The following is a 9,270-nucleotide window of genomic DNA, read 5'->3' on the forward strand; positions in this document are numbered from 1 at the left end:
GCGATGAAGGTTGCAAGAAGCGTAAAGCCAGCGAGCGCCAGGGCACCTGCCCAACGCAGGAAGCCTGAGATCACCATGGACGAAGCGGCAAGTTCGAAGACGATGACGGCCACTGCGAAGAAGGTGGCGGGATGGAGACCGAAATGATCCATCTCGGCCAGGGCACCGTTGAAGTCGAAGATTTTGGTGAGCGGACCTTGGACATAGGCTGCGCAAAGAGCCAACAGTGATACCGTCCGGATGACCGGAGAGCCGACGGCGCGTGCCAGACTGCTCCGGACTGGGTTGGACATATGAGATTGAAAGGTCATTTCAGCTCCTGCATGTTCGCCGTCGAGGCCGCTTTTGATGGAGCGATATTGGCTGGTAACCGCCACGCCAACAATTGCAGCAATAGTTTCGATTTAATTGCGGATTTGGCAATGATGAGGTGACGCTCGGGCGGCGGTGTGGCCGCCCGGGCTGGAGGCTGGTCAGACTGCCCAGCACGAGCAGCCGAGCGCACTGAAGAAGCCCTTGAGGTCGGCGACCGGAAGCTTCGAGGTCCAGGCACCAGCATGATCGTGGCCATGCACGCCGCAATCGGTGGCACATCCGCATGTGGAGATGGCGGTTCGGCGCAGCGAACGGGCACCCGCGCCTTCCGGTTCGCCCCAGGCCGCGTAGCCGCCGAAGCTGCGGACAGGAGACCAGTCCGGCATGGCGGGCGGGATGTCGTTCTCGTCGAGCGTCTTGAAGTCGCCTGCTCCATAGACGATCTTGCCGCCGACCATGGTCAGCTCCGAGACGAGGAAGGAGATCTCGTCCTCGGCGCAGGAGAAGAAGTCCTTGTCCGGCACCACGAGGTCGGCGAACTGGCCCTTCTCGATGCGGCCCTTCTTGCCTTCCTCGTTGGAGAACCAGGTGACCTTCTCGGTCCACATGCGCAGCGCCGTCTCGCGGTCGAGGCAGTTGGCGCGCGGGTAGAGCTGCATGCCGCCGACCGTCTTGCCAGTCACCATCCACGACAGCGAGACCCACGGATTGTAGGAAGCAACGCGGGTGGCGTCTGTGCCGGCCGAGACGTTGACGCCCTTGTCGAGCATGCGGGCGATCGGCGGCGTAGCCTCGGCCACGCCGTGACCGTACCGCTCCACGAAGTATTCGCCCTGGTAGGCCATGCGGTGCTGCGTGGCGATGCCGCCGCCGAGGGCCGCGATGCGGTCGATCGAGCGGTCCGAGATGGTTTCGGCATGGTCGAAGAACCAGTTCAGTCCTTCGAGCGGGATATCCTTGTTGACCTTCTCGAACACGTCGAGCGCACGCGAGATCGTCTCGTCATAGGTGGCGTGCAGACGCCAAGGCCAGCGGTTTTCTGCCAGAACGCGCACGACCTCTTCCAGCTCGCCCTCCATTTCCGGAGCCATCTCCGGACGGGGCTGGCGGAAATCCTCGAAGTCCGCGGCGGAGAACACCAGCATCTCGCCCGCACCGTTGTGGCGGAAGTAATCGTTGCCCTGCTTGTATTTGACCGAAGCGGTCCAGTTCAGGAAGTCCTGCTTCTCTTCCTTCGGCTTCTGGGTGAAGAGGTTGTAGGCGAGGCGCACCGTCATCTGGTTCTCGTCGGACAGCTTCTGGATGACGGCGTAATCGTCCGGATAGTTCTGGAAGCCGCCGCCGGCATCGATGACGCCGGTGACGCCGAGGCGGTTCAATTCCCGCATGAAATGACGGGTGGAGTTGACCTGGTAGTCGAAGGGCAGCTTCGGACCCTTGGCAAGTGTCGAATAGAGGATGCCGGCATTGGGCTTGGCCAGCAGCATGCCCGTCGGGTTGCCGTTGGCATCGCGGGTGATCTCGCCGCCGGGCGGGTTCGGTGTGTCACGGGTATAGCCGACGGCGCGGAGAGCGGCGCCGTTCAACAGGGCGCGGTCATAAACATGCAGCAGGAAGACCGGCGTGTCGGGCGCGACAGCGTTGATCTCCTCGATGGTCGGCAGGCGCTTTTCCGCAAACTGGTGCTCGGTGAAGCCGCCGACGACGCGCACCCACTGCGGTGCGGGCGTGATCGCCACCTGGCGCTTCAGCATGTCCATCGCATCGGCGAGCGAGCGCACGCCATCCCAGCGCAGTTCCATGTTGTAGTTCAGACCACCGCGGACGACATGGGTATGGTTGTCGATCAGGCCGGGCAGAACACGCTTGCCCTTGAGGTCGACGATCCTAGTGCCAGAACCAGCCAGCGCCATGATCTCGCTGTCGGATCCGACTTCCAGAAACAGCCCGTCCTTGATGGCGATCGCCGTCGCATTCGGATTGGTTCGGTCAAGGGTCGTCACGCGGCCATTGTGGAGGATCAGGTCGGGATGCATGGTGTCTACTCCGGTCGGGTTGGGATCGGCGGCGTTTGCCGGGGAGAAGAGGTTCGAGAACGCCAGGCTCGATGCGCCTCCAAGAAAGGATCGACGCGTCGTCATCAGCTTCGCTCCTCGGCATTGACCTTCGCCTGATGGGCAGTCTCGATACGATCGGTGCCTTTCGGCAGGTGGCCGAACATGTGCGGCTTGATCTGCTGCATCCAGGAGACGGCAGCCGGTTCCTTATTGATCAGCGTTTTGGCGAAAGGGAGGATCTGCTCACCGACCAGAATGCCCAGAAGGCCGACCAGGGCAATGACAGGCGGCGCCGGCGAACGGACGTTCAGCAGACTGTAGACGATGCCGACAAGCAAACCGGCTGCCAGGGAATAGAGGTAGATTTTCATGGACATTGTCCCTTTTTAATTCTTTTTGACACCTACGCGGCTGCTGCCGAGGCAACCGCCTCAAGGATGACGGCGGCAACGGCCTCTGGCTGCGAAAGCAATGACATGTGGCTGGCTTTGAGTTCGGTCGTGCGGGCATTCAGCTTCTTCGCCAATTCCCGCTGGAGCTCTACGCTGACCGCTCGGTCTTCGGTTGAGATCACGTACCAATTCTTGCGGTTCGCCCAGGCAGCCTTGCTCACCTTGTCGGAGAAAGTACTGGCACCGAGCGGCGGCTGGGTCGCAGCAAGGATCCGCGCATCCTCTTCCGGCAGATCCTGCGCGACAGCGTTGATCCAGCCGTTCACGCTCATCATGTAACTGCCGCTGCGGTCGGCGCTCACCTCTCCCAGACCAGGGGGCGCAGGGTGAGCCGCGACCTGATCTCCGGTTGATTGGCCGATATCCGGTGCGAAGGCTGCCACAAAGACCAAAGCCTTCACCTTCGGGTCGTCGCCCGCTTCCGTTATGACGGTTCCTCCCCAGCTATGGCCGGCGAGAACCACAGGCCCATCGATCTCATTCAGCGCATGGCGGGTTGCCTCGACATCCGCCAACAAGGATGAGGTCGGGTTCTGCACGGCGACAACGGAAACGCCCCGCTTCAGCAGGAGGGAAATAACGGATCTCCAGCTCGATGCGTCCCCCCATGCCCCATGTACGAGGACGACGGTCGCGCTATTCGATGGTGAAGCGATCATGATGAGCTCCGTGAACATGACAGGAAGGAAGCAGCAGGTACCGTGGCGCAAAGACGGATGCACCACGGGAAAGATCGAAGAGCCGGGGCCACTGAATCGCATGAGCGGGGGTGGCCATTTGCTCCTCAGTGACCTTCGGACGCGCCGAACATGGTCTTTGCGTAGATGATGCCGAGGCCGTAGGAACCGCCAAACTTCTTGGCAATGCCGGTGGTCATGTCGTAGGTCTCGGTCCGAGCCCAATCACGCTGAAGCTCGAGCAGATACTGCAGAGACGTCATCGGCTGAGCGCCGGCCTGAACCATGCGATCCATCGCTCGGTTATGAGCTTCGTCGGTTACGTCGCCGCAGGCATCAGCCAGTACGAAGACCTCAAAACCTTGCTCGATGGCCGACAGTGCCGGGCCGACGATGCAGACGCCGGTCCAAAGGCCGGAAAGCACGATGCGCTTCTTGCCGATTCGGTTGATCTCATCGATGACTGCAGCGTCTTCCCAGGTGTTCATCGACGTGCGATCGAACAGCTTCTGACCAGGAAACGCATCGGTGATTTCAGAAAACATCGGACCGGAAAAGCTCTTTTCCGCAACCGTAGTCAGGATGGTGGAAACGCCAAAACCCTTGGCGCCATTCGCGACGAGAGCTGCATTGTTCCGAAGGTTGACAGCATCGATGCTCTTGGTCGCAAAAGACATCTGCGACTGAAAATCGATCATGATGAGGGTGTGATCCTTCGGCGTAAGAAGCTTCGAGCCAGGCGTCGGTGTCGCGTTTACAGTCATTATGTTCCTCAAAAGCGTTGAGCTGAGCTGCGTGGGCATTCAGCTGAATTGCGTTCACGGGGCGGATTATGCCCACTGCGGGAGCAATCTTCTTGTCGCTTAGAAGGACAGTTTGGATATTCGGACTGTTTCGGCGGCGGGAGATCGAACGACACCGAAAGGAGACGAGACCCGTGGTTCGAGACGGGATCAGGCGGCAAGATTTTCGCGAAAAAGCAAGTTTCGGGCCGGCCGCGGCCTCATGAAGCCTTGCCGCCGAGTTTCAAACGGTTCTGCCGCCGCCAATTACCTGGGGGCTCTCCCACAATATCCGAAAACACCCGCGTCAGATGGCTTTGATCGGCGAAACCGCATGCAGTGGCGCTCTCTTGAATGGAAAGACCCGACAGCAGGAGATCCTTGGCCTTTGAAACGCGATATTCCATGACCCAGCGGTACGGCGTCCGGCCGAATGTCTCCTTGAACGCCCTATTAAAGTAACTGCGGGAGAGGTTGCATAGTTCGGCAAGTTCGGTGATCGAGACCTGCGCAAAAGCATTGGCGGTCAGGAATTCCAGCACCCTTTTTTCTTGCCATGGCGCCAGGACGCCATTCCTCCTCGTCGGAAAATACTGGCTGGCATAGGTATGGGTCAAATGCGTCAGCAGGACCAAACTGATTTGCTCGAAGAAGAGCTGGTTGGCCTCGTGCCGGCTGACAAGATAAGGCAAGACGGCCTGGGCAAGGCCAAGAATGACGTCGTCCTTGGTGCCGGGCCTGCAATCGAACCCGTCGAATTGCGGGCGGCCGATATCCTCCAGGAAAGAGCGCACAAAGGATAGGGGGATATTGAACCGCAAATTATCGAATGGCGAGAGATGATGGCATTGCCATTCATTCCTGAGATCGGTGATGGCGATCGCACCTTTCGGATGCCCACCTTCGAAAATGAGTTCCTTGTTCCTCCAGAGCCGATGCATCCTGAAATCGGTCAACTGGGTGATAACAGAGACCGCTTCGTCGCGTTTGTTCGCCGGCGCGATCGGAAGATCGTCCTTGTCGTAGCACAGACGTGTGATCGTGATAGCCGACGCCTTCATCACCCATCGACTGGGAACAGGTGTTCCGGGCGCATCACTGCCCTCCGATTCTCTTTCCAATGCGCGCTCCGGTAAACCCACCCTTACCAACTAGGATATTCCATTGGTAAATTCCAACGATTTTTTACGAAAGACGCGAATCGCACGACGAAGTCAGTTAAGACATCCGGCGCGCCAGACCGCCGGCGTCATCCCCGTTTCGCGGGAGAAAACCTTTGTAAAATGACTTTGGTCCACGAACCCGCATGCTTCTGCGATCGCTTTCAGCGACAGCTCACTGCCGCGCAGCAGCTCCTGGGCAGCTTCCACGCGCGCATGCATCAACCATTGATGGGGCGTGGCGCCGGTCACTTTCTTAAACCCCTGCGAGAAATGATTGGCGGAGATGCCGGCCGCCGCGGCAATTTCCGCGACGGACAATTCACGCGCGAGGTTTTTCCTCATGAATTCTTTTGCCGCAGCCTCGCGGTTGTAGGGAAGGATCGCGTCGTCCGCGCCAGCCTCCGCTTCGCTCACGGGATCCTCAATCAGATGAGAGCAGATCGCGATAGCCAGATGTTTGAGGAGCGCCTCCCTGGAACCGGTCTCACGATCGAAAAGGCAAAGGATAACGTCGGTGAGATTGCTCAAAACCGGATCCCTCTCGCCTCTTCGACACCGCAGCTGGATTTTCGGGCTTGTGCTGGATAACTCCCCAACCTCCCGGATAAGCGCCTTTGGCAGAAAGAACGTAACCGAGTGAAGATTGGCGTATAAGACGATCGAGGCCTGTTCGGAAAGGTCGACGAGGCAGACCGATCCCCGCGCGAACTTGCGCGGCAGCGTCCTGGTTCCATCCGGCAGGATATCGCAATGATGGGCCTCCTTGGTGTAGACCATCAGGAAATAGGCATCGCAAATGGGAAGGGAGACGATCGGCCTCTCGCCATCGGAGACATCCTTGGCGATTCGCGTGACGCAAACCGGCGAAGACCTGACGGGCACCACATTCAGCGAGGCGGCCTTCGGAAGGTCGAAATACGGGCCGAGCGTTTTCAGTTCAAGATTGTCCAGGCTCAGTCCCTCTCCTCCAAGACGCCCCCACGCCTATGGCATCCATGAGAACATTTCGGTTGCAGCAGACCTTATAATTCTGCTGCACACCGGCGCAATGCTTATTCTCGCGGAAAATCAAGGATTCAACCGCAGTGATTACAAGCGTTACGGCAACGACAACAACTATCTTGTACAATCTTACGGCAACAGTCGAAGAGATCGTGGTGAATGTCTACGACAGCCATATCCGCGCCTTCAAGGACGAGGCCGAAGCGGCGCCTGATGTTTCCGTAACCCCTACAGGCGGTCACACGCCCGGCCACAGCGTCGTCAAGGTGAGGTCCGGCGGAGATCGACTGACGTTCGCCGGCGACGCGATCTTCCCAGTGTCCTTCCATCACCCGCAATGGCATAACGGCTTCGAACATGACCCGGAAGAAGCCACGCACGTTCGTCTCCGCGTCATGCGCGCACTTGCAGATACGGCTCCTGGCCGATTTCGACGCATATGCCTTTCCCGTCCGTGGACCGCGGCGGCGGGCGATCTCTTTCGCTGGGTACCGGCGTGGTGGGACTACTGAACGTTACGCGGTAAGATCGGCCAGCATTGGGAGATGGATGCCCCAGCGCATCGCTTGATGCGCCATTTTGGCTGTGACTGCGGGCTAAAGCGGGCTGGCCGATCGGTTTCTTCGGCCTTGGCGAAGTCGAGGATGCCGAACAACTCGCCGCGTAGCTCGGCATGAACCTTGCCTCGCTTGGTTTCCGGTGTGAGGACGATTTCGCCGATGAGAGAGCGCAGCGTTTCCGCCGCCTGCCGCCCGGTCAAGGCTGGCGCGGCATGCGCCACCGCGGGACGCGGCCTGGCCTTGAGGGGGCGGTTTCGTTCCAGCCCAATCCAGCAACCAAAAAGGCTTTCATCGCATCCGTTCAGGCCCGATGCATTGCATCAGATGGTGTCTTCCTTCAGCGGCGGCACATCCGGCGCTTTGTCCAGCAAGCCTGTCAGCGCGCCGCGCTTCGTCGTAGCTGCGCGCGCTTTCAGGAATTCGCTGGCCGTCTCAACGGCCCCGATCTTCTGCGCGACCGCAGAAATGATCCACTGATTGAGGGACACGCCGTCTTCTTGTGCCAGACGTGCCGCCGTCTCCTTGAGCGACTGCGGCAGTTGCAGCGGGTATTTGTAGCGTTGGGTCTGCGTCATGTGTTCAGTCTCCTGACAATCTCTCCCGGTGTTATCACGGTCACGCCCAACCCGAGCGCCGGACGGAAATCCTTGACGTTATGTGTCACGATGGCCTCGGCCTGTCCGTTTAAGGCGGCTTCAAGCACCATTTCATCGGCGACATCGGAGAGCATCGGCCGCGTCCGAAACGAGATATCGACGCCCTCGGCAATGGCGGCAAGCGCGCTCATCACCGAAGCGACATCCTCAAGGCTGTGGCCGGTCGCCTGTCGCGTTTCCGGTCGGCTCAACACCGCCTCATATTCCAGAAACAGCGCCGTCGAACAAAGCGGCGTCACCATGCCCCGATCAGCAAAGCGCAGGAGCAGGTTGCTTGCGCCGTTGCGGCTGCGGAATGCAGCTACGATCACATTGGTATCCAGAACCAGCTTCATGGCAGATAATTTATAGACATCCCATAAGATGTCAATATTTTGATCGCTCTCGTCATCCATTGTCATCCTCTGCGCTGTCTTCGCTTCCGCCCCGATTGTCATTGACGGCCCGCAACACCTCGAAGTGTTCCCGCGCCATTTGTCGGCCGATCAACCGGGCAATGGACAGCACAACCGCGTCCAGGCGCTCGGAAGCATCGGCCTTGCCTGCTCCCTCCTGTCCATCAGGCGGTTGGTTGTCATTCGTCGGTTCCTCTCTGTCATCGAGCTTTCCGTCATCGGCCATCATCGCGCTCTCCCTCTGGCCGCCATGCGACGGGGTTTGCGATCCAGCGATTGATCTCGGATTCATGCCATCCCGCGCCGTTGACGCTGATCCTGATCTGGGCGGGAAACGTACCCTCGGCGATCTTGCGGTAGATGGTGGAGCGGGAAAGACCCGTGCGGGAACGCACGGTATTCAAGCGGATGATTCGCTCTGGCACGGGCGTGGCAGCGCTGCCCCCTGCTGGTTGTTCCTGAACCAGGGAGGAGTCAAGATTTACCCTTTTGCAATAGGTATTTAGCCGTCGTCGTACTGCTGCGTAGAGACGGCGGAAAAAAGGAAAAACTTACAATCGCTGTTCCGGCCTCAACGCGCGGTCTTCTTCGCCAATCGCACGCCCGGACCACCGCCGTTCTCCGGGATGAACTCTATGCCTTCAGCTTCAAGAGCAGAACATATCTTCCGCTGAGTTTCGGAAGATACGACGGGTATGTTCTCGCCCTCACTTTCGCAACGCTTAATCGTCGGCACAGAGACGCCGGCCCGACGAGCAAGCTCTGCCTGTGATATTCCAATCAATGCGCGAGCTGCCCGCATCTGTCCCGCTGTTACCAAAGCCTATTGATCCCTTTAGCTCATTTCGCTATGATCCAAAAGGATCAATCGCCCTTAACGCGGCTGAACACGGTGTTCGCGCACCGCGCCCAGCCTGACCACAACCAAGCTGTATGGAGCTCAGATCATGGCTGATTCTGACAATAACACGACTTTGTCTTCCGTCACGCGCAGGATGTTGCTGACGGGCACGATCGCAGCCACAGCGACATGGCCGTTTGACTATGGCGCGGACGGCGCCGAGGCGCCGGCCGACAATGCCGTCTGCGATCCCGCGCTGGACCTTTGGCGGCAATGGTTGGCCGCACACAATGAAACGCAGCGGCTTTGGAAAATTCAGGTGAGCCTTGAAAGCAGGATGGTCGCCGCCGTCGGATTTCCGCAGGTGGAA

12 protein-coding genes and 2 pseudogenes are annotated in these 9,270 nt (G+C 59.3%); 2 read left to right on the top strand and 12 right to left on the bottom strand.

The features are described from left to right. The 7 genes from DQ393_RS30735 to DQ393_RS30765 form a co-directional block, all read right to left on the bottom strand. The coding region (locus DQ393_RS30735) for a DoxX family protein (RefSeq protein WP_145646940.1) at positions 1-311 on the bottom strand (311 nt) is incomplete at its 3' end. Between the two features lie 162 nt (positions 312-473). Further along, entirely contained in the window at positions 474-2,456 is a 1,983-nt protein-coding gene (locus tag DQ393_RS30740; RefSeq protein ID WP_112345236.1) for an amidohydrolase, read from the bottom strand. Then, positions 2,456-2,743 (bottom strand): XapX domain-containing protein, encoded by a 288-nt coding sequence (locus DQ393_RS30745; protein WP_112345487.1) that lies wholly within the window; start codon positions 2,741-2,743, stop codon positions 2,456-2,458. Before DQ393_RS30745 ends, DQ393_RS30740 begins: the two co-directional genes overlap by 1 nt. 32 nt (positions 2,744-2,775) lie before the next feature. Further along, complete coding sequence (locus DQ393_RS30750; RefSeq protein ID WP_245430518.1) at positions 2,776-3,483, bottom strand: alpha/beta fold hydrolase; 708 nt, start codon at positions 3,481-3,483, stop codon at positions 2,776-2,778. 125 nt (positions 3,484-3,608) lie between these two features. Then, positions 3,609-4,265, bottom strand: coding sequence for a hydrolase (locus DQ393_RS30755; protein WP_112345480.1), 657 nt, complete (start codon positions 4,263-4,265; stop codon positions 3,609-3,611). 239 nt (positions 4,266-4,504) lie between these two features. After that, complete coding sequence (locus DQ393_RS30760) at positions 4,505-5,404, bottom strand: helix-turn-helix domain-containing protein (protein WP_112345481.1); 900 nt, start codon at positions 5,402-5,404, stop codon at positions 4,505-4,507. A gap of 93 nt (positions 5,405-5,497) precedes the next feature. Further along, positions 5,498-6,223, bottom strand: coding sequence for an AraC family transcriptional regulator (locus DQ393_RS30765; RefSeq protein WP_146759007.1), 726 nt, complete (start codon positions 6,221-6,223; stop codon positions 5,498-5,500). A gap of 389 nt (positions 6,224-6,612) precedes the next feature. On the opposite strand from DQ393_RS30765, the pseudogene DQ393_RS30770 reads away from it, so the two are divergent. Next, positions 6,613-6,960, top strand: a pseudogene (locus DQ393_RS30770) (MBL fold metallo-hydrolase); the annotation flags it as partial. A 368-nt stretch (positions 6,961-7,328) separates the two neighbouring features. Here the strand turns inward: DQ393_RS30770 and DQ393_RS30780 are convergent. From DQ393_RS30780 to DQ393_RS30800, 5 genes are all read right to left on the bottom strand, one after another. Next, on the bottom strand, positions 7,329-7,583 hold the full coding sequence (locus tag DQ393_RS30780) for a toxin-antitoxin system HicB family antitoxin (protein WP_112345483.1): 255 nt from the start codon (positions 7,581-7,583) through the stop codon (positions 7,329-7,331). Then, complete coding sequence (locus tag DQ393_RS30785; protein WP_245430519.1) at positions 7,580-8,059, bottom strand: putative toxin-antitoxin system toxin component, PIN family; 480 nt, start codon at positions 8,057-8,059, stop codon at positions 7,580-7,582. Before DQ393_RS30785 ends, DQ393_RS30780 begins: the two co-directional genes overlap by 4 nt. Then, positions 8,052-8,288 (bottom strand): hypothetical protein, encoded by a 237-nt coding sequence (locus DQ393_RS30790; protein ID WP_112345484.1) that lies wholly within the window; start codon positions 8,286-8,288, stop codon positions 8,052-8,054. Before DQ393_RS30790 ends, DQ393_RS30785 begins: the two co-directional genes overlap by 8 nt. Further along, positions 8,275-8,463 carry an AlpA family phage regulatory protein gene (locus tag DQ393_RS30795; protein WP_245430520.1) on the bottom strand — a complete coding sequence of 63 codons (189 nt, stop codon included), beginning with the start codon at positions 8,461-8,463 and terminating at the stop codon, positions 8,275-8,277. Before DQ393_RS30795 ends, DQ393_RS30790 begins: the two co-directional genes overlap by 14 nt. A 167-nt stretch (positions 8,464-8,630) precedes the next feature. Further along, the gene (locus tag DQ393_RS30800; protein WP_245430521.1) at positions 8,631-8,861 is read right to left on the bottom strand and encodes a helix-turn-helix domain-containing protein; all 231 of its coding nucleotides are present in this window, start codon (positions 8,859-8,861) and stop codon (positions 8,631-8,633) included. Between the two features lie 145 nt (positions 8,862-9,006). Here DQ393_RS30800 and DQ393_RS30805 point away from each other — a divergent pair. Then, a pseudogene (locus DQ393_RS30805) lies at positions 9,007-9,270 on the top strand (hypothetical protein); the annotation flags it as partial.

The organism is Martinezella tropici (genome assembly GCF_003287875.1).
Lineage (GTDB): Bacteria > Pseudomonadota > Alphaproteobacteria > Rhizobiales > Rhizobiaceae > Rhizobium > Rhizobium tropici_C.

Bases quoted from the DNA above. Each gene is read 5' to 3' on its own strand.
- DQ393_RS30750 (WP_245430518.1), bottom strand. From the start codon at position 3,483: ATGATCGCTTCACCATCGAATAGCGCGACCGTCGTCCTCGTACATGGG.
- DQ393_RS30800 (WP_245430521.1), bottom strand. From the start codon at position 8,861: ATGCGGGCAGCTCGCGCATTGATTGGAATATCACAGGCAGAGCTTGCT.
- DQ393_RS30745 (WP_112345487.1), bottom strand. From the start codon at position 2,743: ATGAAAATCTACCTCTATTCCCTGGCAGCCGGTTTGCTTGTCGGCATC.
- DQ393_RS30755 (WP_112345480.1), bottom strand. From the start codon at position 4,265: ATGACTGTAAACGCGACACCGACGCCTGGCTCGAAGCTTCTTACGCCG.
- DQ393_RS30790 (WP_112345484.1), bottom strand. From the start codon at position 8,288: ATGATGGCCGATGACGGAAAGCTCGATGACAGAGAGGAACCGACGAAT.
- DQ393_RS30765 (WP_146759007.1), bottom strand. From the start codon at position 6,223: ATGGTCTACACCAAGGAGGCCCATCATTGCGATATCCTGCCGGATGGA.
- DQ393_RS30780 (WP_112345483.1), bottom strand. From the start codon at position 7,583: ATGACGCAGACCCAACGCTACAAATACCCGCTGCAACTGCCGCAGTCG.
- DQ393_RS30740 (WP_112345236.1), bottom strand. From the start codon at position 2,456: ATGACGACGCGTCGATCCTTTCTTGGAGGCGCATCGAGCCTGGCGTTC.
- DQ393_RS30785 (WP_245430519.1), bottom strand. From the start codon at position 8,059: ATGGATGACGAGAGCGATCAAAATATTGACATCTTATGGGATGTCTAT.